The following is a 20,390-nucleotide window of genomic DNA, read 5'->3' as shown; positions in this document are numbered from 1 at the left end:
AGGACAGCCCCGTGGCCCAGATCAAGATCGCCGTCGTCGTCGGCAGCCTGCGCAAGGACTCGTTCAACCGCAAGCTGGCCGTTGCGCTGGCCAAGCTCGCGCCCAGCGATGTGACGTTCGAGCAGGTGCGCATCGACGACCTGCCGCTGTACAACCAGGACGACGACGGCAGCCCGGCTGCCAGCGTCACCCGGCTGAAGGCGGAAATCCAGTCGGCGCAGGGCCTGCTGTTCGTGACGCCCGAGTACAACCGCTCGATCCCGGGCGTGCTCAAGAACGCGCTGGACCACGGTTCGCGGCCCTATGGCAAGAGCGCGTTTCCGGGCAAGCCCGCGGGCGTGATCGGCGTGTCGGTCGGCGCCATCGGCACGGCCCTGGCGCAGCAGCACCTGCGCAATGTGCTGGCCTACCTGGACGTGCCCACCCTGGGCCAGCCTGAGGCCTTCGTGCAGGCCAAGGACGGCCTGTTCAATGCCGACGGCAGCATCGGCGAGGCCAGCCGCGCCTTCCTGCAGGGCTGGCTCGACAAGTACCTGGCCTGGGTGCGGCTGCACACCGCGGGCTGATCAGCCGCGCGGCCGGTCCTGCGGCCGCGCAAACCAGGGCCAGGCATTCAGCAGCGCATAGAACACCAGGGCTGCGACCATGATCGCCAGCAGCGTAGGCAGGCCCGCCCCCAGGTGCAGCGCCAGATGCCCGGCCAGGTACACCACCAGCAAGCGCGCTGCGCCGGCCACGATGCTCCAGCCCATGCGGCGTGCGCCCTGCGAGGCGAAGTAGAGCGACAAGCCGAGCCCGAACAGCCCATAGGCCGGCCCCACGGTGCGCAGGTACTGCGTGCCGACGCGGATCGCCTCCTGGTCGTGCGTGAACAGGCCCAGCCAGGCGGCCGGGAACAGCGCGGCGGCCAGGCCCACCAGCGAAGTGACGGCCGCGGCGAGCAGTGCCCCCGTCCACGCCACGCGACGCGCGCGCACGCGCTGGCCCGCGCCGGTGTTCATGCCCACCATGGTGACCATGGCCGCCCCGAAACCGAACACGATCGGGATCTGCAGGTATTCGAGTCGGATACCCAGCCCGAAGCCGGCCAGTGCGTGGCTGCCGAGCGGACTGACCAGCGCCGTGGCCGTCAGCACCGACAGGTTGAGCGTGACGTTGTTGACGATGGCGGGCGCGCCCACGCCCAGGATGTCGCGGAACAGCGGCCAGTGCAGCCGGTGGTGCAGCCGCAGTTGCACGCCGCCGTTGCCGCGCCAGACCGCCACCAGCATCACCGCCGCCGCGGCGACGTAATAGACCACCAGCGCCAGCCCCGCGCCGGTGATGCCCAGGGCCGGCACCGGCCCCCAGCCGAAGATCAGCACGGGCGAGGCCAGCAGCAGGAGCAGCACGCCGCCGGACAGCACCATCGCCGGCAGCGCCATGTTGCCGCTGCCGCGCAACACACTGGCCATGCCATTGGCCAGCCACAGGAACACGGCGCCGACGAAGATCGCGTTGGAGTAGGCGAGGGCGGTCTCCTGCACGGCCGGCGTGGCGCCCATGGCGCGGTACAGCAGCGGCCCGCCCAGCAGCCCGCCCAGCATGCAGGCCACGCCGAACGCCAGCGCGATGACCAGCGCGTGCAGCGCCAGCGCCTGCGCCTTGTGCGTGTCGCCAGCGCCAATGGCGCGTGCAATGGCCGAGGAGATGCCCCCGCCCATGCCGCCGGCCGACATGGTCTGCATCAGCATAACCAGCGGGAACACCAGCGCCGCGCCGGCCAGCGCGTCCACGCCCAGCAGGCCGACGAAGTAGCTCTCCAGGAAGTTGGCGGCGGCCTGAGCCAGCATCACGACCAGGTTGGGCGCGGCCAGCAGCAGCAAGGTGGCCAGCACCGGGCCGTGCAGCAGGCGCTGGGAGCGGGCCTGGGCGGCGAGTGCGGCCTTGCCGGGTGCGGCCGCGGCCGCCGGGGTGGCGGGAACGGCGCTCATGGTTGCGCGCCTTCCTGCAGCAGGCGCGTGCGTGCGCTGGCCAGCAGCGCTTCGGAGATCGGGTCTCCCTTGGTGGCGCGCGACAACAGCAGCGCGCCGACCAGCGTGGCCACGTCGGCCAGCGCGCGCTGCTCGGCTTCGGACGTGCCGGCGTCGGGCTGCAGGCTGGCCAGGCGCGCGGCCATGGATTTCACGCCGTCCAGGTAGGCCGCGCGCACGGGTGCGTCGGCATCGGCGCGCGCCACGTCGCCGGCCAGCGCGGCGGCCGTGCAGCTGTTGCCGGGGCGGTCGCGTGTGGCCGTGGACAGATAGCCTTCGACATAGGCCTGGCGGCGGTCCTTGCGCTCGGGCAGTTCGGCGAAACGCTGGTCCCAGCGCGCACCGGAATGTTCGAAGGCCTTGGCGCACGCCACGGCGGCCAGGCCTTCCTTGGAAGAGAAATGGCCATAGAAACCGCCATGCGTGAGGCCGGCCGCGGCCATCACCTCGGCGACGCTGACGCCGTGCAGGCCCTTTTCGCGGAACAGGCGCGCGGAGGCCTTCTCGATCGCGATGCGGTTCTGGTCGGTCTGTTGCTGGGATACGCGTGGCATGCGACGCTCCATTTCAGATAAATGACAGACATCATAAATCGGATCATGGAATAGATGTTGATCATCATGTTTTTGGACGAACGCGCGGCTACCGCTCTTTACAGAACTTCATGCGCCGGATGTCGGCGGAGCGGGCGCCGGGCCGTTGAATGCGCATCTCGTTCCGCTCTGTTGGAGATCCGCATGAAACGTCTGTCCCTGCTTGCCGTGCTGGCCGCTGCTGCGCTGAGCGGCTGCGTGGTGGCGCCCGTCGGCCCGGGCTACTACGGCCACCGTCGCCCGGTGGTGGTGGCGCCCCCCGTGGTCGGGCCGCCGGTCGTGATCGTGCGCCCGGGCTACGAGGGCCGGCCCCGCTACGACGACGACCGCGGCTACGGCTACCGCGACGGCCGGCGTTGGCGCCGCGACGATTGAAGCCCGGGCCGGGAACCAAAGCCCGGCCGCCGCAATCCCATCGCCGACAATACCGTGATGCCCTCCGCCGGAGGGCGCGCGCCACAAGAAGCGTCGCAAGAAAGGGTGGGAATGCTGCTGCGAATGTTGGACCAGGCACCGCGTACCGTGCTGGCCCTGGTGAGTCTGTTCTGTATCGCCTTGCTGGGCTTTGGCCTGTACCTGCAGCATGGCCTGGGCCTGGAGCCCTGTCCCATGTGCATCGTGCAACGCTACGCACTCGTGCTCGTGGCCGTCGTGGCAGGGCTTACCGCCATGCTGCGTTCGCGCGGCGCCCACCTGGCCGGCGGCCTGCTGACCTTGCTGATCGCCGGTTTCGGCGCCTTCGTCGCAGCGCGGCAGACCTGGCTGCAGTGGTATCCGCCAGAGGTCGCGAGCTGCGGCCGCGACTTCTACGGCATGATCGAAACCTTCCCGCTCAAGCGCGCCGTGCCCATGATCTTCGCCGGCGGCGGCGATTGCGCGGCGGTCGACTGGACCTTCCTGGGCGGCTCGATCGCCAATTGGTCTTTCCTGTGCTTTGTCGCCATCGGCGTGGCGATGCTGGCACTCCTGTGGCGCCGCAGCGTGGCCCGCTGAACCTCCACATCTGTTGCAAGAGGTGTCGGCGTCGGCCTACAGAGGCTGGTGCCCAAACCTGACCGCAACTGCCGGGTCGTGCGCTACCGTAGCCGCATCGATTCAAATGGGGAGTGTTGGTTCATGTCATCAGCCGCGTTGCATGCTCTCGAAGCCGTGCCGCCAGCCAGCCTGGCGGACGACAACGCGCTGTCCATGGCCCAGGAAGCAGCCCGCTACGCAGTGCTGCGCCGGATGGGTTCGGCCATCCGGCACCAGATCGCGGGATCGCTGCAGCCGGTCAGCATGATCGCCTCGCTGGTGGAGCGGCGCGTGCAGGCGCCGGCGCCCAACCTGGAAGCCCTGCGGCGCAATTGCAGCGAGATGAACACGCTGGCCCGCTCGGCCAGCAGCGAATGCGTGGCCTTGATGGGTTGGCTGGCGCCGCACGAGGGCGAGCAGGTCGCGTTGAACGAAGGGGTCGCCGACTGCCTGCATCTGCTGACCACCGAGTTGTCGTTCCGCGGCTTCACGGTGGTGGACGCGACCCAGGCAGAGAGCGCGCGCGTCGCGCGCCTGGGCCTGCGCACGCTGGTGCCGGCTTGCCTGATGGCGCTGACGGACGCCGCGGCCATGCCAGCCCAAGTGCGCATTGAGGCTGGCGTCGACGGCATGGTGGCGAATCTCTCGATGTCGCTGCAGCCCATGCCCGATGCCGAAGACCCGGCACAACGCGCCAAGGCCTACCGGCTGCTGACCTGGTCGGACGTGGAGGCGCTGGCGCAGGCCGAGGGCGTGCGCCTGCAATGGGGCCCGCAGACCGTGCGCTTGCAGTTCGACGTGCAGCCGGCGGCGGAGGATGGCGACGTGCGCTGGGGTTGAGCCCGCGGTTCTCCGTGGCATGAAAAAGGGGCTCGGTGTGCGAGCCCCTTTTTCTTTGGCGTGGTCGCCGATCAATCGATCAGCTTGTTCTTGAGCGCGTAGTAGGTCAGGTCGCTGTTGGAGCTCAGGTTGAGCTTTTCCATCAGCCGCGTGCGGTAGGTGCTGACCGTCTTCACGCTCAGCGACAAGGTCTTGGCGATGTCGCCTGCGGTCTCGCCCTTGGCCAGCTTCAGGAACACCTGGAACTCACGCTCGGACAGCTGCTCGTGCGGCGCCTCGTCGCCCTTGCGGTTGATCTGCTGGGCCAGCAACTCGGCCACGGCAGGGGTGATGTAGCGCCGCCCCATGGCGACCGTGCGGATCGCGTTGACGATCTCCATGGGATCGCATTCCTTGTTCAGGTAGCCGCTGGCACCCTGGCGGATCAGGTTCATCGCGTAGTGTTCCTCCGGATAGCCCGAGAGGATCAGGATGCCGAGATCCGGCGCCTTGGCACGGATCATGGCGAGCACGTCGATGCCGGTTTGTCCTGGCATGGACAGGTCCATCAGCAGCACATCCATCTCTGTGTTGCGGACCAGGTCGATGGCTTCGCGACCGCTGGCGGCTTCGCCGACCACGCGCAGATCCACGTGGTCCGAGAAGAACTGCCGCAGACCTGAACGCACGATGGCGTGGTCATCCACGATGCCGACTTTGATCATCTGGCTCCTTCCGGTGAAGCGTGTTGTTGCTATGGAAGGGGTTGTACTTTGGCCGCACTGGGGCGTCTGTAGGACAGCGGCCAAATCAGGGCTGCGCAGGGCGCGCAGCGGAATCTGGCGACGGCGTCGGCACGTTGGACTGCCAATCTGTCTGGTGCGGGCACTGGCCGCACCGCCGTCGCCGTGAATGTAGGCCGCGCCCATGGCAGCCACAAGACATCGCGCTGCAGTCCGTCGGGCCAGGCGTGACATTTGTCGTGTTCGCCCGTGCTGTTCTCAGCCCGCCCGGGCCTGTCTGCCGACCACGGGATAGGACGGGTCGGTGTAGCCTGGCGTGGAGGGGTGGCCGGGCGGAACGAGCCGGTTGACGATGGCCTCGTCCTCGGCGGTGAGGGCATAGTCCAGGGCGGGCAGGTAGTCCTTCCATTGCGCCAGCGTGCGCGGGCCGGCGATGACCGAGGACACCGTGCCACTGCCCAGCACCCAGGCCGTCGCGAACTGCGCGAGCGTGATGCCGCGGTGCTGCACATGGGCTTGCAGCGTTTGCGCGACCTGCAGCGATTCATCGCGGAACTCGGTTTCCATCACACGCTTTTCGCCGCGGCCCACGCGGCTGTCCGCGTCCGGGGCGGTGCCCGGCAGGTACTTGCCCGACAGGATGCCGCGCGCAATCGGGCTGTAGGGCACGACGCCCAGCCCGTACTGGCGGCAGGCCGGCAGGATCTCGACCTCGGGCATGCGGTTGAGCAGGTTGTAGTAGGGCTGGCAGACGGCGGGGCCGGGCATGTTCAGGCGTTGCGCGAGGTGCGCGGCTTCCGCGATGCGCCAGCCGCGGAAGTTCGACAGGCCCCAGTAGCGGATCTTGCCGGCGCGCAGCAAGGTGTCGATCGCGCGCAGTGGCTCCTCCAGGTCCAGCCCGTCGTAGTCGCGGTGCAGGTAGTAGATGTCGATGTGGTCGGTGCGCAGCCGGCGCAGGCTGTTCTCCACCTCGGTCAGCACCCAGTGGCGCGAGTAGTGGCTGTGGTTGGGCGCATCGGCCATCTTGTTGCCCAGCTTGGTTGCCACGATCCACTGGTGACGCCGGCCCGCCAGGACCTGGCCCAGCATTTCCTCGGATGCGCCCTGCTTGTAGACATCGGCCGTGTCGAGGAAGTTGACGCCATGCTCCTGGGCGTGCGCGACGATGTCGCTGGCCTCGGCCAGCGCCGTCTGGTCGCCGAACATCATCGTGCCGAGGCACAGGGTGGAAATGCGCAGGGGACTCTTGCCGAGAGGGCGGTAGTGCATGGGTGCTCCGGTGTCACGCAGGGGAATGGCGCGTGCTCGTCGGGCCGTCACCATAATGACGCTTCCGTTCCCGAGGGCCTTGGCCCTGGAGTTGCCGCGATGAACAAGCGTTGGATCTGCATGGTACTGGCGGCTTCGGCCGGAGCGGCCGCGCCCGCCATCGCACAGGAGCAGGCCCGGGTGCTGTCGGCCGTGCCCGTGGTGCAGCAGCGCACCGTCGCGCAGCAGGTGTGCCGGATCGCGCAGGAGGTCGCGCCGCAAGCCGAGACCGGCGGCGGTGCCTTGCTGGGTTCGGTGGCGGGCGGTGTCGTCGGCAACCGCTTCGGCAGCGGCGAGGGGCGCGCGCTGGCGACCCTGTTCGGCGTGGTGCTCGGTGCCGTGTGGGGCGAGCGCATTGAAGGCCGGCCCGCGCCACAGATGCAGCAGGTGCGGCATTGCACGCTGCAGGGCGTGCCGCAGCCGCAGGTGGTCGCCTACGACGTGCACTACGCCTACGCCGGCAGGTCATACCGCGTTCAGTTGCCGCAGGATCCCGGGCCGACGCTGGCAGTGCAGGTCGTGCCCGCGCCACTGCAGCCCGGCATCGTCATGCAGGCGCAGCCAAGCCCGCCACCAAGGGGTGGCGACGGCCATTTCGAACATTGAAACGAACGGGCGGCACAGGCGCCGCCGGGCTCAACGGGCGAGCAGTTCGTCCAGTTCCTTGCAGGACGGAGCACAGACGGCTTGCGACTTGCCGATCACCTTGCGCGTGCCCAGTTGGGAACGCAGGCGGTGCTTGCCGCACAGAAAGCACGACATCGTGGAGCCGCCCATCGACGTACCTGCGGTGAAGGGCGAACCGGAGACCTTGGTCTTGTAGCGTAACCCGTCAGCCAAGATTGCGGTTTTCACTTCAGCTTTGGCCATTGGCGGAACTCTCCCTGGGTGTTTGCATTGCGCGCTGGATCACGGTCCTGGCCTGCTGTTCGGCCGCCACGGATGACTCCAGTGGCGAGCGGCACAGTCCAGCGACCTCGTAATGCGCATTTTCGTACAACTCTGAGGCTGCTGGATGTTCGGCCAGCAAATCCCGCAGTGCATCGCTCGGTTTCACCGTGCGCAACGCTGCATCCAACCGTGCCACCACGGCCTGGTACTGGGCTGCATCGACGGGAATGGCGCTGTGTTCGAGCCGCTCCAGCAATGCAGCCAGAACGCGGACCGGTGCGAGTTCGGAAAGGGTGGAGTGCGTGGTCTTCATGCTCTGGTACATGGGGCCGGACACTGCCGATGCAAGCGTGGCGACAAAGCGAAAGGCCCCGCATCGTGCGACGCAGGGCCTTGGCTTTCTGGCTCCTCAACCTGGGCTCGAACCAGGGACCTACGGATTAACAGTCCGGCGCTCTACCAACTGAGCTATTGAGGAAAAGATCGGTGAATTTCTGGCTCCTCAACCTGGGCTCGAACCAGGGACCTACGGATTAACAGTCCGGCGCTCTACCAACTGAGCTATTGAGGAACGGTAGCCCACGATTATAGCGTCTTTTTTGCGACTTTCCGGCGCTTAGAAATCCGCCTGCATCGCGAGCCGCAAAGTCCGCGGTGCGCCCGTGAACAGGTAGACGTGGCCGAACTGGGTCGGCGACTCCTTGTAGTAGCGGCGGTCGAACAGGTTCTCGACGCCCAGCGTCCAATGCGTGGCCGTGCCGCCGAGCTTGGTCGCATAGCGCAGCGCGGCGTCGACACGCGTCCACGAGGGCAACTCGATCGACGCGTCTGGAAGCACGGAGCGACGGCCTTCGTGCACCACGGTGCCGTCCAGCGCGAGGCCGGGGATGCTGGCGACGGTGTAGGAGGCCCGGCCGCGCAGCACCAGCTTGGGCACATTGACGGGGCGGGTGCCATTGAGCGAGGCGTCCGCGCTGCCGCGGCGCTTGGCATCGAGGGCCGTGGCGCCGCCGTCGAGGCGCCATGGGCCGCCGCGCCAGCCCAGCGTACCCTCCAAGCCCTGGTGGACCGCCTCGCCGTCGTAGGCTCCGGTGCAGCCGGTGCTGCAGGTATCGATGTTCGTCATCGGCCGCACGATGCGGAACCAGGCCAGTTGCCAGTTCCAGGCATCGTCGCCGCCCTTGGCGCCGAGCTCCCATTGCCTGGACTTGCGCACCGGCAAGGCGACCCCGGGATTGAGGTAACGACTGCGGTTCGGGACCAGGTGCGATTCCACGCCCTCGCCGTAGCTGGCGTAGAGCAGGGGGCCGTCGGCGAACTGGTAGCCCTGCGCGATCCACGGCGTGGTGAGGCTGGCGTCGTAGTCCGTGGGGCTGGGCTCGCTGTTGGCATCCAGCAGGGTGCGGATGCTCTCGCGGTGCAGCCGCGTGTGGCGCAGGCCCATCCAGGTCGTCCATTGCGGCGACCAGCGGATGGTGTCCTGCGCCGAGAACTCCAGCGAGCGCTCGTCGCGGTTGGTGCTCTGGTCGTTCGGCACCGGATTGGCCGGGGTGATGGCAGTGCCATCGACGTTGCCGATCCCGACCGGCTGGTAGGTCTGGTTTTCGAAGCGGTTGCGCAGGCGCGAACCGAGCACGCCGAAGGCCAGGTCGTGCTGCGCGCTGCCAGTGGCCAGGCGACCCTTGAGCTTGACTTGCGCGGCAGTCAGCCGTCGCTGCTCGTTCTCGCTGCGGAAGTCCGACATGTCGAAGGTGCCGTCGCTGCAGTAGCGATCCCAGATGTTCTCCGCGCTGCAGCCGAAGGCATACGCCAACCGGTCATCCGTCTTCAAGCGCTGCTGCCCCACCTGCGCCGACCAGCGCCAGTCCGCATTCAAGGCCTGCTCGATGCGCAGTGTGCCCGTCAGCGCGCCGAACACCGAGGGCTGCGACCAGGGCTGGTTGTTCAGGTTCAGGTGCGGGCTGGGCACGGGCGCCAGCCGGTTGCCGAGCAGGCTGTAGCCGGCCTGGCTGGGCTGCGACTTGTGGCTCCACTCGACCTCCGCCTCGACGACCGTGTCGCGGCCCACGCGCCAGTCGGTCGCGAGCGCGACCAGGCTGCGTCGGCCATCCAGATCGTCGATGCGCGGGCGCAGGGTCTCGTGCGCCACGTTGAAGCGGTAGCCGAACACGCGGTCCACGCCGAAGCGCCCGCCCAGGTCGATGGCGCCCAGCACGCCGCCGCGGCCGGAGACTTCCACGGTGGCGCTGCGCAGGTCCTTCTCGGTCGGACGCTTGACCACGTAGTTCACGAGTCCGCCCGGCGCGCTGGTGCCGGCCTGGATGCCACTCGTGCCCTTGAGGATCTCGATGCGCTCCTTGTTGTCCAGCGGGATCGAGGTCTCCGCGCTGATCGGCAGGCCTTCGCGCCGGTAGTTGAAGCGGTTGTCCAGCGTGAAGCCGCGGATGCTCAGGTAGTCCCAGTAGCCGGGCGAGTTGTAGGCGTCGGTGACCGAGGCGTCGAACTGCGTCAGATCGGCAAGCCGGCGCGCACCGCTGGATTGCAGCGCCTGGGCATCGACCACGGTGGCCGAAATCGGCAACTCCTTGAGTGGTTGGTCGCCAAAGCCGGTGATGTCGGCCTGGGGCGCCTGCTGGCTGGCTTCCACGCGCACGGTGGGCAGCGTGGGCGCGGTGGTCTGTGCGCCCGTCGCCGAGGCGAACAGCACCGCCACGGCGCCCGCCAGGGCATGCGGTCGGAAAGAAAAACGGTTCATTGCCACAACGCTTTCGACGTCATAGCAGGTCGGCCTGCCGGATCTTCTGATGGCCGTGCGAGAGGCCACCTGTGCAGTGGCGCGGCCCAATCTGGTCAATGCTTCCCTGCGCGAGGATTACCTCAATCAGGTTCAAAGGGACTTTCTCAGCCACACGCTGCCTTGGCAGCGCACGACACCCCTAGCGAAGCGCCCTTGCGGGCGCGGGCAGGATTCTAGGCCAGCTATTTCGGCTTTGTGACGGCCGTGGTTTGGATGGATGCGCTCGCGCTGCGTGCGCATGGGCTGGTCGATGCCGGTGCCGGGCGGCAGGCGGCGCGGTGCCCAGGCCTACTTGTCAAGCCCGCCGAGGCAGACGTACTTGGTCTCCAGGAACTCCTCGATGCCGTACTTGGAGCCCTCGCGGCCCAGGCCGGACTGCTTGACGCCGCCGAAGGGCGCCTCGGCCGTGGAGATCAGCCCGGTGTTCACGCCCACCATGCCCGACTCCAGTTGCTCGGCCACGCGCATGATGCGGCCGATGTCGCGGCTGTAGAAGTAGGCGGCCAGGCCGAACTCGGTGTCGTTGGCCTGGGCGATGACCTCTTCCTCGCTGTCGAAGGTGAAGATCGGCGCCAGCGGGCCGAAGGTCTCCTCCTTGGCGAACAGCATCTCCGCCGTGGCATTGCCGACCACGGTGGGCTCGTAGAACTGACCGCCCAGCGCATGGCGCTTGCCACCGGTCAGCACCTGGCCACCCTTGGCCACGGCATCGGCCACGTGCTCCTCGATCTTGGCCACGGCCTTGGCGTCGATCAGCGGACCTTGGGTCACGCCAGCGTCCAGGCCATTGCCGACCTTCAGCGCCCGCACCTTGGCCACGAGCTTCTGCGTGAACTGCTCCAGCACGCCGCGCTGCACGTACAGGCGGTTGGCGCAGACGCAGGTCTGGCCCGTGTTGCGGTACTTGGAGACCATCGCGCCCTCGACAGCGGCGTCGATGTCGGCATCGTCGAACACGATGAAGGGTGCGTTGCCGCCCAGCTCCAGCGAGAGCTTCTTGATGGTGTCGGCCGACTGGCGCATCAGCGTGCGGCCCACCTCGGTCGAACCCGTGAAGGTCAGCTTGCGCACCACCGGGCTGCGCGTCATCTCGCCGCCGATCTCGGACGCCGAGCCGGTCAGCACCGACAGCAGGCCCTTGGGCACGCCGGCGCGCGCCGCGAGCTCGGCGAAGGCCAGCGCCGAGTAGGGCGTCTGTGTGGCCGGCTTGACCACCATGGCGCAGCCCGCTGCCAGCGCCGGACCGGCCTTGCGCGTGAGCATGGCGGTCGGGAAGTTCCAGGGCGTGATGGCGGCCGTGACACCGATGGGCTGCTTGAGCGCGAGGATGCGCTTGTCGCCGCTGGTGGCAGGGATGGTGTCGCCATAGACACGGCGTGCCTCCTCGGCGAACCAGTCGATGAACGAGGCCGCATAGACGATCTCGCCCTTGGCCTCGGCCAGCGGCTTGCCCTGCTCGGTGGTCATGATCAGTGCCAGGTCGTCCTGGTGGGCCAGCATGAGGTCGTTGAGCCTGCGCAGCACGGCGGCGCGCTCCTTGGCCGGCACCTCGCGCCAGGCGCGCTGGGCCACGGCCGCTGCGGCGATCGCACGCTCGGTCTCGGCGGTGCCGCACATGGGGATGGTGCCGATGGTCTCGCCGTTGGCCGGGTTGGTCACGGCCGTGGTCTTGCCGCTGTCGGCATCCTTCCACTCGCCAGCGATGAAGGCCTGCTGGCGCAGCAGGCCGGGGTCCTTGAGTTGCAGCATGGTCGCGTCCTTTGCCTCAGGCCTGCAGGGCCGCGGCCAGGATGTCCAGGCCTTCGTCCAGCAGCGCGTCCTCGATGGTGAGCGGGAACAGGAAGCGGACCACGTTGGCATGCACGCCGCAGGTCAGCAGCAGCAGGCCGGCATCGCGGGCACGCTCCTGCACCTGCTTGGTGAACGCCGGATCGGGCGTGCCGTCGGGCTGGGCGAATTCCATGGCCACCATGGCGCCCAGGCCGCGCACGTCGCTGATCTGCGGCACGGTCTTGCGCAGGGCGTTCAGGCGCGACTTCAGGTGCTGGCCCAGGCGCTCGGCGCGGGCGCTGAGCTTCTCGTCCGCGATCACGTCGAGCACGGCATGGGCCGCGGCGATGGCCAGCGCGTTGCCGGCGTAGGTGCCGCCCAGACCGCCAGGGGCCGGCGCGTCCATGATCTCGGCACGGCCCACCACGCCCGACAGCGGCAGGCCGCCGGCCAGGCTCTTGGCCACGGTCATGAGGTCGGGCAGCACGTCGTAGTGCTCCATCGCGAACAGCTTGCCGGTGCGGCCGAAGCCGGTCTGGATCTCGTCGGCGATCAGCACGATGCCGTGGCGGTCGCAGACCTCGCGCAGCGCCCGCATGAACTCGGGTGGCTGCACGTAGAAGCCGCCTTCGCCCTGCACCGGCTCCACGATGATGGCGGCCACCTGCTCGGGATCGATGTCGGCCTTGAACAGCTGCGTCAGCGCGGCCAGCGACTGCTTGACCGTGGTGCCGTGCAGTGCAACGGGCGCCGGCACGTGGTAGATGCTGCCCGGGAAGGGGCCGAAGCCGGTCTTGTAGGGCACGACCTTGCCGGTCAGTGCCATGCCCATGAAGGTGCGGCCATGGAAGGCACCCGTCAGGGCGATGACGCCGGGGCGGCGCGTGTGCGCGCGCGCGATCTTGATGGCGTTCTCCACGGCCTCGGCGCCGGTGGTGAAGAAGGCCGTCTTCTTGGCGTGCTGGCCTGGCGTCAGCGCGTTCAGGCGTTCCGCCAGCGCGACCGAACTCTCGTAGGGCACGACCTGGTAGGCCGTGTGCGTGAAATGCTCGATCTGCTCCTTCACCGCCTGCATCACGCGCGGATGGCGGTGGCCGGTGTTGAGCACCGCGATGCCCGAACCGAAGTCGATGTAGCGGCGGCCCTCCACATCCCAGATCTGCGCGTTCTCGGCGCGTTCGGCGTAGATCTGGAAGCCGATGCCCACGCCGCGCGGCGTGGCGGCGACGCGGCGCGCGTCGATCTGCTGGTTGGTGCTGGTTTCAAGGGCGGTGGTCATGACGGGGTGCTGGCCTGCAAGGCCCGGGTTGGCTGGACACGGGCGCAGTCTACGAATACATTGATTCCAACAAAAGAACCAATTTATTCAAGTCCAATGGAGCCAATATCAGGCCAGGAGGCGCAGGCGCTGCCGGACTTCGTGCTGCAGCAGTTCGCGCCCGGCAACGGCGAGTACAACCACCAGCAGCTCTACCGCATCCTGCAGGGTGGCATCCGGCAATCCACGCTGCCCGCCGGGCACAAGCTGCCGCCCACGCGGGCCATGGCCGAGGCCCTGGGCATCGCGCGCAACACCGTCGTGCAGGTCTACGAGCAACTCGTGCTGGAAGGCCTGGCGCAGGCCGGCGTGGGCCGCGGCACCTATGTGGCCGAGGCGGCGCCAGGCTTCGTCGGCCGTGTGCGCGCTGCGCCGCGCGGCGGCGGTGCGGCCGCCTCGCCGCTCTCGCAGCGCGGTGCCGACCTGGTGCAGGGCGCACTGGCCAGCCCCATGCAATGGGGCGCGTTCACGCCTGGTGTGCCCGAGGTGCGCATGTTCCCCGCCAAGGTCTGGAGCCGCCTGCAGAGCCAGGCCTGGCGCGAGGTGCAGCCGGCCCACCTGAGCTACGCCACGGGCGCCGGCCACCCGGCCCTGCGCGAGGCCATCGCCGACTACCTGGGCGGCACGCGCGGCGTGGCCTGCGATGCGGCCCAGGTGGTGGTGACCAGCGGCACGCAGCAGGCGCTGCATCTCGTGGCCCATCTGTTGGCCGACAGTGGCGACCGGGTCTGGCTCGAAGACCCGGGCTACTGGGGCGCGCGCGCCATGTTCCGCGCGGCCGGCCTCGCGCTGGAGCCCGTGGATCTGGACGCCGAAGGCCTGGCGCCGAGCGCGCAGCAGCTGGAAAAACCGCCACGGCTGATGTTCCTCTCGCCCGCCCACCAGTACCCCACGGGCGTGCTCATGAGCCACGGCCGGCGCCGCCAGCTGCTGGACTACGCCGCGCGCCACCGCGTCTGGATCGTCGAGGACGACTACGACAGCGAATTCCGCTTCGCCGCCCGGCCGCTGCCCGCGCTGCAGGGCCTGGACGAGCAGGGCCGCGTGCTCTACCTGGGCACCTTCTCCAAGACGCTGTACCCCTCGCTGCGGCTGGCCTACCTGGTGCTGCCGCGCGACTTGGTCGAGAGCTTCACGCGGGCGCTCAACGAGCTCTACCGCGAGGGCCAGACGCTGCAGCAGGTGGTGCTGGCGCGCTTCCTGCGCGAAGGCCACTACGCGCGCCACATCCGGCGCATGCGCGGCGTCTATGCCGCGCGCCGGGCCGTGCTGATCGAGGCCGTCACGGCGCGCTTCGGCACGCGCTTGCCCTTGCTGGGCAGCGATGCCGGGCTGCACCTGGTGCTGGGCCTGCCAGATGGGGCCGATGACGCCGCCGTGGCGGACGAGGCCCTGGCCGCTGGCGTGATGACGCGGCCGCTGTCGATGTACAGCCTGCGCCGCCCCGCGCCGCACAAGGGCCTGGTGCTGGGCTACGGTGCCGTGACCGAACCCGAGATCCGTGCCGGCTTCGACCGCCTCGCGGCCGTGCTCGAGCGGCATGCCTGACGCCGGCAGATCGGCATGCAAACTCGGCATGCCATGGCCGCAGGCGCGCTCCTACACTGCTTCCACCACCACCCAAGGAGCCCCAGATGAGCACCCCCGCGTTCCGCATCGAGCACGACCTGTTGGGCGACCGCGAGGTACCGGCCGAGGTCTACTACGGCGTGCACACGCTGCGCGCCGTCGAGAACTTCCCGATCACCGGCACCGCGATCTCCATCTACCCAGAGCTCATCAAGGCCCTGGCCTGCGTCAAGCAGGCGGCCGCCCACGCCAACCACGAACTGGGCCTGCTGGACGAGAAGCGCTGCAACGCCATCTCGGCCGCCTGCGACGAGCTGCTGGCGGGCCAACTGCACGAGCAGTTCGTGGTCGACGTGATCCAGGGCGGTGCCGGCACCTCGACCAACATGAACGCCAACGAGGTCATCGCCAACCGCGCGCTCGAATTGCTGGGCCATGCCAAGGGCCAGTACCAGCACCTGCATCCCAACGAGCAGGTCAACATCGGCCAGAGCACCAACGACGTCTATCCCTCGTCGCTCAAGATCGCCACCTGGTTCGGCATCGGCGGGCTGGTCGATGCGATGGAGGTGCTGCGCCAGTCCTTCGCGCGCAAGGCCGAGGAGTTCAAGGACATCCTCAAGATGGGCCGCACCCAGCTGCAGGACGCCGTGCCCATGACGCTGGGCCAGGAGTTCGGCACCTATGCCGTGATGATCGAGGAAGACCAGCAGCGCCTGCGCGAGGCCGTGCTGCTGATCTGCGAGATCAACATGGGCGCCACCGCCATCGGCACCGGCATCACCGCCCACCCCGACTACGCGCCGCTGGTCTTGAAGCACCTGCAGCGCATCACGGGCATCCCGCTCGTCACGGCCCCCAATCTGATCGAGGCCACGCAGGACTGCGGCGCCTTCGTGCAGCTGTCGGGCGTGCTCAAGCGCGTGGCGGTCAAGCTGTCCAAGATCTGCAACGACCTGCGCCTCCTGTCCAGCGGCCCGCGCGCCGGCTTCAACGAGATCAACCTGCCGCCCATGCAGGCTGGCTCCAGCATCATGCCGGGCAAGGTCAATCCGGTGATCCCGGAGGTCGTGAACCAGGTGGCGTTCGAGGTGATCGGCAACGACATCACGGTCAGCTTCGCGGCCGAGGCCGGGCAACTGCAGCTCAACGCCTTCGAGCCCATCATCGCGCACAGCCTGTTCAAGAGCGTGGCGCATCTGCGCAGCGCCTGCCTCACGCTGTCCTCGCGCTGCGTGGACGGCATCACGGCCAATGCCGAGCATCTGCGCGAGCTGGTCGCCAACTCCATCGGCATCGTCACCGCGCTGAACCCCTACATCGGCTACGCCAACGCCACGGCCGTGGCGCAGGAGGCACATGCCACGGGCGGCAGCGTCTACGCCATCGTGCTGGCCAAGGGGCTGCTGACCAAGCAGCAGCTCGACGAGATCCTGCGGCCCGAGGTGCTGACGCAGCCGACACCCTTGAGCCGGCCCTGAAGCGGTCCTGAGAGAAAGAGGCGGGCAGGGTGTGCGGTGCCACACCTGCCCGAAGGTGCTGTTCCCGCACGGGGCGCACCAGGCCACCATGCCGGTAGCAATTGCGACATCTCAACCCCGCATCTACCGACAGGAACATTCCATGCCTCGCCTCCCGCATCAGCCCGTGCATTGCGCACGCTTTTTTGCACCGTTTTCCGCACGCCGCTCCTGCCTGCTGCTCGCCGCGTTGCCGCTCGTGCTGGCCGCCTGCGGCGGTGGCGGCGACGATGACGACGATCCCGCCGGCGCGGCCGGGTTCAAGGTCGCCGCCACCGTCACGGGCCTGGACAGCGGCAAGACGCTGGTGCTGCAGAACAACGGCAGCGACGATCTCAGCGTGGGCGCCAATGGCAGCCTGGTGTTCGCCACGGCCGTGGGCGCGGGTGCGGCCTATGCCGTCACGGTCAAGACCCCGCCCGCAGGCCAGCAATGCGTGGTCGCCAATGGCAGCGGCACGGCGTCTGCGGATGTCAGCGATGTCACCGTCACCTGCAGCGCGGCCCTGGCCGGCGGCGTGCAGGCGCTGGCCGGCGACTGGGAACTGCGCCGCTGCACGCGGCTCGGCGCGGCCAGCTCGGCACGCACCCTGGTGCGCGTGACGCCGACCTCCGACACCGGCTTCACCTGGGGCAGCGGCCTGGTGCAGTACGGCTCGGCCGATTGCACGGGCACGGGCGCACCGCTGCCGCCCACCACCATCGGCCAGGGCGAGATCACGTCCGCGCAGTCGGCTGCCGGCATCGCGGCGCACTGGACCCGCATGGCGCTGGTCACCGGCATCGTGAACCACATGGTCTGGTCCAAGACCAGCGCCACCGAGCTGTGCGTGATCGGCGACCAGAATCCGAGCCTGTTCGCCAACGCCGGCGCAGTGCTGCAGTCGATCAACGTGACGCCCGACGGCGTCTGCCACGTCAAGCGCTGACGCCGCTGCTTCAGTCCGCGAAGGCCTGGGCCAGGAATGCGCGCAGCTGCACTGGCCGCACCGGCTTGACGCAGACCTGCAGGCCCGCCGTCCGTGCGCGCTGCAGGTGCTCGCTGCCGGCATCGCCGGTCACGATCAGCGCGGGCAGCGGCCGGCCCGCCGCGGCCTGCAGGGTCTGCACTGCGTCGATGCCGCTGGCGCCCTCGGCCAGCCGCAGGTCCACCACCAATGCATCGGGCGCAAAGCCATCGGCCAGCCGCGCCAGGCCCGCGGCCGCGCTGGCCGCGCCATGCGCGGCGCAGGCCCACGAGGCCAGCAGGTGGACCATGGCGTCGCGTGAATCGGCATCGTCGTCCACGACCAGCACGCGCCGGCCCCGCAGCGGCGAGGACGGGCCGGCATCTGCCAGCTCGCCGCTGCCTTCGGCCACCGATGCCACGCGCGGCAGCACGAGCGTGAACGCGCTGCCCTGGTCTGGCTGCGAGCGCACCGTCAGTTGCAGCGACAACAGCGCGCCGATGCGCTGCACCGTCGACAGGCCCAGCCCGAGGCCGAGACGGCGGTCGCGCCCGGCGTTGCCGACCTGGTAGAACGCATCGAAGATTCTGGGCAGGTGCTCCGGCGCGATGCCGATGCCGGTGTCTTCCACCGTCAGGCGGACCTGCCCGCCATCCGCCCGCGCCACCACGTGGACCGCGCCCTCGTGCGTGTAGCGGATGGCGTTGGAGACCAGGTTGGCCAGCACCCGCGCCAGCAGCACACGGTCGCTGCGCACGGTGGCCGGCACGATGTCGGTGGTGAACGCCAGGCCCTGGGCCTGCGCCACGATGCGCAGCGGCGCGCAGCATTCGCGCACCAGTTCGTCGAGTGCGAACACCGACCACTGCGGCGCCATCTCGCCTGCGTCCATGCGGCTCATGTCCAGCAGGCCATCGATCACCAGCGTCATGCCGTCCACGCAGTCGGCCAGGCGTCCGGCCATGTCGGGCAGCGGTGCGGCGCCCGTGTTCGGCGTGCGCAGTGTGTGCACCAGCAGGCCCATGGCGTGCAGCGGCTGGCGCAGGTCGTGGTTGGCGGCGGCGAAGAAGCGCGTCTTCGCCGCGCCGGCCTGCAGCGCCTGCTGGTGCGCGCTGCTGCTGCGTTCGGCTTCCTGGCGCAGTTGCTCCACCAGCTCGGCATTGCGTCGGCGCTGGTTCTGCACCTCGCGCAGGGCGCGCGAGATGCTGGTGCCGTTCAGCAGCCCGTAGACGCCGATCAGGAACAGCAGCAGGGCCATCAGCCAGTGGTAGGCCCCGCCGATCAGCAGGTCGCGCACGATCATGGGACCGAGGATGAGCACCACATAGCCGACCAGCGCGCGGTCGAAGCAGGCCATGCGCGCAGTGCCGCCCAGCGCCACGCAGGCCAGCGCGATGTGCAGGATGGATTCGGCCTGCGGGCTGCTGTCCACCGGCAGCAGCGTGCACAGGGCGCCCCACAGCGCGGCCATGGCCAGTGTGGTGCCCAGGGCCGGCAGCACCCACAGTGCGATCTGCGTGCGCAGGCGCAGCCAGGCGGCCCACAGTGCCAGGCGCGCGGCCACCACGGCCACGTAGGCGGCGAACCACCAGCGCAGGCTGTCACCGGCCGGATGGTCGGCGTACTGCAGGTAGCAGATCAGCGCCGCGACCGTGCTCAGCAACCACGACCACGGCGTGGTCCGCACCATGCGCTCGAGCTGCTCGGCCTCGACCTCGGTCGGCACCCATTGCAGCGACAGGCTGCGCCAGCGTGGCCGTGCCGGGCCGGTGCTGCTCACAGCAGGCCGCGCTCGCGTGCCAGCACCAGCAGGTGGGTGCGGTTGCGCGCGCCCAGGCTGTCCAGCAGCGCCGTCACGTGCAGCTTGACGGTGCGCTCGGCGATGCCCAGCGCCTCGGCGATCTGCTTGTTCTGCTGCCCGGTGGCGACCAGGGCCAGCACCTCGAGCTGGCGCGCCGTGGGCGTGCCCGGCCCCTGGAGATCGGCGTGGGCGGCGAGCGCCTGCGGCCCGAACCATTCCTGTCCGGCGCAGATGGCGTCGAGCGCGCGCAGGATCTGCGCGATGGCCATGGACTTGCCGATGAAACCCGATGCCCCGGCCGCGCGTGCGCGTGCCGCCAGCGCGGTGGTCTCGTCGCCGGAGATCAGCACGCGCGCCACCAGCGGATGGGCGGCGCCGAAGCGGCGCAGGCCTTCCAGGCCGTCGAGGGCCGCCAGCCGGTAGTCGATCAGGGCGATCTCCAGGTCGGCGCTGGCGCGCGCCAACGCCAGCCCTTCCTCCACGCCGGCAGCCGTCTGCACGCGCACGCCGGGTCGGGCATGCGACAGCGCGTGTGCGAAGCCGAGGCTGAACAGTGGATGGTCGTCGATCAGCAGCAGTTGCATGGAAAAGGTCGGCGCAGGCGTGCGGGGCGCAATGATCTCCGATTCCGCGTGCACCATCGGTGCGCTCCGGCGTCCGGCCGCGTTGACCTTGCGCGGCGTCGGCCAATCGGGCCGCGCATTCTGCAGGCATGCAGGCCCCCTATGATCCGCGCGCCCCGGCGCTTGTGCCGGGAACCACCCCGAGACACTCCCCATGACCATCTCCATGTACCAGGCCAGCGTGCCGCGCTTCGTCAACATCCTCGGCAACCTGTCGAAGATCCTGGACAAGGCGCAGGCCCACATCGACGCCAGGAAGATCGCCGATGCCACGCTGACCGCTTACCGCTTGTTCCCCGACATGCTGCCGCTGGCCACCCAGGTGCAGATCGCCTGCGACTCGGCCAAGGGCGTCATCGCCCGCCTGTCCGGCGTGGACGCGCCCGTGTTCGAGGACAACGAGACCACGTTCGCCGCGCTGAAGGAACGCGTCGCCAAGACCATCGCCTACCTGCAAAGCGTGCCGGCCGACAAGATCGACGGCACGGAAGACAAGGCCATCGTGACGAAGCGCGGCGACAAGGAAACGCACTACGTGGGCATGCAGTTCCTGCTGGGCCACGCCGTGCCCAACTTCTACTTCCACGTCACGACCACCTACAACATCCTGCGCCACAACGGCGTGGAGATCGGCAAGCGCGACTACCTCGGCCAGCCCTGAGCTGG

At 69.0% G+C, this 20,390-nt stretch carries 20 protein-coding genes, 2 tRNA genes and 1 riboswitch; of the genes, 9 read left to right on the top strand and 13 right to left on the bottom strand.

The features are described 5' to 3' along the window. The first annotated feature begins 11 nt into the window (after nucleotides 1-11). Nucleotides 12-566 carry an NADPH-dependent FMN reductase gene (locus tag ACSQ4M_RS24745; RefSeq protein WP_436192049.1) on the top strand — a complete coding sequence of 185 codons (555 nt, stop codon included), beginning with the start codon at nucleotides 12-14 and terminating at the stop codon, nucleotides 564-566. On the opposite strand, the gene ACSQ4M_RS24740 is transcribed toward ACSQ4M_RS24745, so the two are convergent. Then, nucleotides 567-1,973 (bottom strand): MATE family efflux transporter, encoded by a 1,407-nt coding sequence (locus tag ACSQ4M_RS24740; protein ID WP_436192048.1) that lies wholly within the window; start codon nucleotides 1,971-1,973, stop codon nucleotides 567-569. It abuts the gene before it with no gap. After that, the gene (locus ACSQ4M_RS24735) at nucleotides 1,970-2,566 is read right to left on the bottom strand and encodes a TetR/AcrR family transcriptional regulator (protein ID WP_436192047.1); all 597 of its coding nucleotides are present in this window, start codon (nucleotides 2,564-2,566) and stop codon (nucleotides 1,970-1,972) included. The genes ACSQ4M_RS24740 and ACSQ4M_RS24735 overlap by 4 nt, the downstream gene beginning before the upstream one ends. Nucleotides 2,567-2,749: 183 nt before the next feature. Between ACSQ4M_RS24735 and ACSQ4M_RS24730 the strand changes: the two genes are divergently transcribed. The 3 genes from ACSQ4M_RS24730 (at nucleotide 2,750) to ACSQ4M_RS24720 (ending at nucleotide 4,459) form a co-directional block, all read left to right on the top strand. Then, on the top strand, nucleotides 2,750-2,980 hold the full coding sequence (locus ACSQ4M_RS24730; protein ID WP_056673449.1) for a hypothetical protein: 231 nt from the start codon (nucleotides 2,750-2,752) through the stop codon (nucleotides 2,978-2,980). Between the two features lie 111 nt (nucleotides 2,981-3,091). After that, nucleotides 3,092-3,598 carry a disulfide bond formation protein B gene (locus tag ACSQ4M_RS24725; RefSeq protein WP_436192046.1) on the top strand — a complete coding sequence of 169 codons (507 nt, stop codon included), beginning with the start codon at nucleotides 3,092-3,094 and terminating at the stop codon, nucleotides 3,596-3,598. Nucleotides 3,599-3,721: 123 nt separating this feature from the next. After that, the gene (locus ACSQ4M_RS24720) at nucleotides 3,722-4,459 is read left to right on the top strand and encodes a hypothetical protein (protein WP_436192045.1); all 738 of its coding nucleotides are present in this window, start codon (nucleotides 3,722-3,724) and stop codon (nucleotides 4,457-4,459) included. Between the two features lie 71 nt (nucleotides 4,460-4,530). Here the strand turns inward: ACSQ4M_RS24720 and ACSQ4M_RS24715 are convergent, their stop codons facing one another. After that, the gene (locus ACSQ4M_RS24715) at nucleotides 4,531-5,163 is read right to left on the bottom strand and encodes a response regulator (protein ID WP_056673440.1); all 633 of its coding nucleotides are present in this window, start codon (nucleotides 5,161-5,163) and stop codon (nucleotides 4,531-4,533) included. Nucleotides 5,164-5,439: 276 nt separating this feature from the next. Further along, complete coding sequence (locus ACSQ4M_RS24710) at nucleotides 5,440-6,450, bottom strand: aldo/keto reductase (protein WP_436192044.1); 1,011 nt, start codon at nucleotides 6,448-6,450, stop codon at nucleotides 5,440-5,442. Nucleotides 6,451-6,549: 99 nt separating this feature from the next. On the opposite strand from ACSQ4M_RS24710, the gene ACSQ4M_RS24705 reads away from it, so the two are divergent. Beyond that, complete coding sequence (locus ACSQ4M_RS24705; RefSeq protein WP_436192043.1) at nucleotides 6,550-7,095, top strand: glycine zipper 2TM domain-containing protein; 546 nt, start codon at nucleotides 6,550-6,552, stop codon at nucleotides 7,093-7,095. 30 nt (nucleotides 7,096-7,125) lie between these two features. Here the strand turns inward: ACSQ4M_RS24705 and ACSQ4M_RS24700 are convergent, their stop codons facing one another. From ACSQ4M_RS24700 to gabT, 7 genes are all read right to left on the bottom strand, one after another. Further along, nucleotides 7,126-7,359, bottom strand: coding sequence for a hypothetical protein (locus tag ACSQ4M_RS24700; RefSeq protein WP_056673431.1), 234 nt, complete (start codon nucleotides 7,357-7,359; stop codon nucleotides 7,126-7,128). After that, nucleotides 7,346-7,693, bottom strand: a complete 348-nt coding sequence (locus ACSQ4M_RS24695) for a hypothetical protein (protein ID WP_436192042.1) — start codon at nucleotides 7,691-7,693, stop codon at nucleotides 7,346-7,348. Before ACSQ4M_RS24695 ends, ACSQ4M_RS24700 begins: the two co-directional genes overlap by 14 nt. 89 nt (nucleotides 7,694-7,782) lie before the next feature. After that, nucleotides 7,783-7,858 (bottom strand) — tRNA-Asn (locus ACSQ4M_RS24690). A gap of 17 nt (nucleotides 7,859-7,875) precedes the next feature. Beyond that, nucleotides 7,876-7,951: transfer RNA gene (locus ACSQ4M_RS24685), tRNA-Asn, on the bottom strand. 45 nt (nucleotides 7,952-7,996) lie between these two features. Next, the gene (locus ACSQ4M_RS24680; RefSeq protein ID WP_436192041.1) at nucleotides 7,997-10,135 is read right to left on the bottom strand and encodes a TonB-dependent siderophore receptor; all 2,139 of its coding nucleotides are present in this window, start codon (nucleotides 10,133-10,135) and stop codon (nucleotides 7,997-7,999) included. Between the two features lie 86 nt (nucleotides 10,136-10,221). Next, nucleotides 10,222-10,328, bottom strand: a riboswitch (TPP riboswitch). A gap of 137 nt (nucleotides 10,329-10,465) precedes the next feature. After that, entirely contained in the window at nucleotides 10,466-11,926 is a 1,461-nt protein-coding gene (locus ACSQ4M_RS24675) for an NAD-dependent succinate-semialdehyde dehydrogenase (RefSeq protein WP_436192040.1), read from the bottom strand. A 16-nt stretch (nucleotides 11,927-11,942) separates the two neighbouring features. Then, a complete protein-coding gene (gene gabT / locus ACSQ4M_RS24670; RefSeq protein WP_436192039.1) occupies nucleotides 11,943-13,226 on the bottom strand; it encodes a 4-aminobutyrate--2-oxoglutarate transaminase in 1,284 nt (427 codons plus the stop codon). 96 nt (nucleotides 13,227-13,322) lie between these two features. Between gabT and ACSQ4M_RS24665 the strand changes: the two genes are divergently transcribed. The 3 genes from ACSQ4M_RS24665 to ACSQ4M_RS24655 all read left to right on the top strand — a co-directional run bounded on the left by ACSQ4M_RS24665 (nucleotide 13,323) and on the right by ACSQ4M_RS24655 (nucleotide 17,282). Next, the gene (locus ACSQ4M_RS24665) at nucleotides 13,323-14,813 is read left to right on the top strand and encodes a PLP-dependent aminotransferase family protein (RefSeq protein WP_436192038.1); all 1,491 of its coding nucleotides are present in this window, start codon (nucleotides 13,323-13,325) and stop codon (nucleotides 14,811-14,813) included. A gap of 86 nt (nucleotides 14,814-14,899) precedes the next feature. After that, on the top strand, nucleotides 14,900-16,315 hold the full coding sequence (gene aspA, locus ACSQ4M_RS24660) for an aspartate ammonia-lyase (RefSeq protein ID WP_436192037.1): 1,416 nt from the start codon (nucleotides 14,900-14,902) through the stop codon (nucleotides 16,313-16,315). Between the two features lie 142 nt (nucleotides 16,316-16,457). After that, the gene (locus ACSQ4M_RS24655) at nucleotides 16,458-17,282 is read left to right on the top strand and encodes a hypothetical protein (RefSeq protein WP_436192036.1); all 825 of its coding nucleotides are present in this window, start codon (nucleotides 16,458-16,460) and stop codon (nucleotides 17,280-17,282) included. A 10-nt stretch (nucleotides 17,283-17,292) separates the two neighbouring features. On the opposite strand, the gene ACSQ4M_RS24650 is transcribed toward ACSQ4M_RS24655, so the two are convergent. Both ACSQ4M_RS24650 and ACSQ4M_RS24645 read right to left on the bottom strand, forming a co-directional pair. Further along, nucleotides 17,293-19,080: an ATP-binding response regulator gene (locus ACSQ4M_RS24650; RefSeq protein WP_436192035.1), complete on the bottom strand. Its 1,788-nt coding sequence runs from the start codon at nucleotides 19,078-19,080 to the stop codon at nucleotides 17,293-17,295. After that, a complete protein-coding gene (locus ACSQ4M_RS24645; RefSeq protein ID WP_436192034.1) occupies nucleotides 19,077-19,685 on the bottom strand; it encodes a response regulator transcription factor in 609 nt (202 codons plus the stop codon). The genes ACSQ4M_RS24650 and ACSQ4M_RS24645 overlap by 4 nt, the downstream gene beginning before the upstream one ends. 193 nt (nucleotides 19,686-19,878) lie before the next feature. Between ACSQ4M_RS24645 and ACSQ4M_RS24640 the strand changes: the two genes are divergently transcribed. Continuing rightward, nucleotides 19,879-20,385, top strand: coding sequence for a DUF1993 domain-containing protein (locus ACSQ4M_RS24640; RefSeq protein WP_436192033.1), 507 nt, complete (start codon nucleotides 19,879-19,881; stop codon nucleotides 20,383-20,385). Nucleotides 20,386-20,390: the final 5 nt, after the last annotated feature.

Source organism: Pseudorhodoferax sp. LjRoot39, from assembly GCF_964253035.1.
Taxonomy (GTDB): Bacteria; Pseudomonadota; Gammaproteobacteria; order Burkholderiales; family Burkholderiaceae_C; genus Pseudorhodoferax.
Note: the sequence above shows the minus strand (reverse complement) of the source record. Positions and strands in the feature narration are given on the sequence as shown.